The 1,399-nt window shown below is 49.4% G+C and carries 1 protein-coding gene; it reads left to right on the top strand.

Annotated elements, in window-relative coordinates:
- Positions 1 to 1,399: exodeoxyribonuclease V subunit alpha (gene recD, locus ACTHS3_RS13080; RefSeq protein ID WP_440368136.1), on the top strand; the 1,399-nt coding region annotated here is incomplete at both ends.

Below are 1,399 nucleotides of genomic sequence, written 5' to 3' on the forward strand. Positions count from 1 at the left end.
GTGGTTCGACTGTTTGCAGCCTTGCAAAACGGGCATTCGTTTATTTACTTGGATAAAGCGGATGTTGATGCCTTAAGTAACTTGCCGAATTTGGTCGGCAATGCGGATAAACCGCTTATTCTGCACGGACGGAAATTGTTTTTGGGGCGGATGTGGCAGTTGGAACATGATTTGGCTGTTGAAATCAAACGGCTGGCCAGTGCCGAGGCGGAAGAAGTAAATTTTATGGCGGCTTCAAAAAGCCTGAGCGACTGGTTTGATACTAAAGACAGTAAAGAGCAACGGGATGCTGCAGCTTTGGCTTTGCTGCAAAACTTTATGCTGATTACCGGCGGGCCGGGTACGGGGAAGACGACGACCGTAGCAAAGCTTTTGGGCCTGATTTGTAATAACAGTACGAAGTTGCCCCGTATCGCGTTGGCGGCGCCGACGGGCAAAGCGGCTGCGCATATGGCACGGGCTTTACAGCGTGCTTTGGACGGTTTTGATTTGCCTCCAAGTATCAAAGCGCATTTGGAAAATTTGGAAGGGCAGACCGTCCATCGATTGTTGAAACTGCGTCCGCCGCAAATGCGCCCTGCGTTCAATCATGAACATCCGCTCGCTTTGGATGTTTTGGTGGTGGATGAGGCTTCGATGTTGGATTTGCCGCTGGTGTTGGATTTATTGCGTGCCGTGCCGACCGGTTGTCGTCTGGTGTTGCTTGGCGATGAAAACCAGTTGCCGTCGGTTGGCTTGGGAGCCGTATTGGCGGCATTGTCGCGTCCGACAGTTTTGGATAAAGAAACCGCTGAAAAGTTGGAAGTGTACCTGCCTGATCATGGCTTTGAGATTAAAGGGCAGCCACAGGTTTTATCGCAAAACAATGCCAAATTGACGTTCAGCCACCGTTTCGGTGCAAACAGCGGTATCGGTTGTTTGGCAAGGGCGGTGGTGTCCGGGGAAAAGCAAACTGCGGTCGAACAGTTTGACAAGTTCCCCAAAGAATTGGAAATGAAATCAGGCCGTCTGAAAGAGCAGGTTGCCTTGCTGTATCAAAAGCAACAGGATTATTGGCAGGCTGTGGCAGAGAATAATGTTGCACTCGCTTATGGTCATGCGGCCGATGTGGTGGTATTGGCAGCTTGGCGGCAGGATGCGGATGATTTGAATCAGGCTTATCAAGAATACTTGCAACGACAAGGCAAGGTTTCGGGCGAAATGCCTTGGTTTGCCGGACAAATCATCATGATTACGCATAATGATTACATGCTGGAAGTGTTTAACGGCGACATCGGGCTGATTATGAAAGATGAAGAATCGTTGAATGGCTTGTCTGCCTATTTTCCTGAGAAAGATGGATTCAAAAAAATTGCCATCAGCCGTTTGCCTGATTTTGAATCGGCTTTTGCCATGACGG

The sequence above is a fragment of the Neisseria sp. P0009.S007 genome (genome assembly GCF_051962515.1).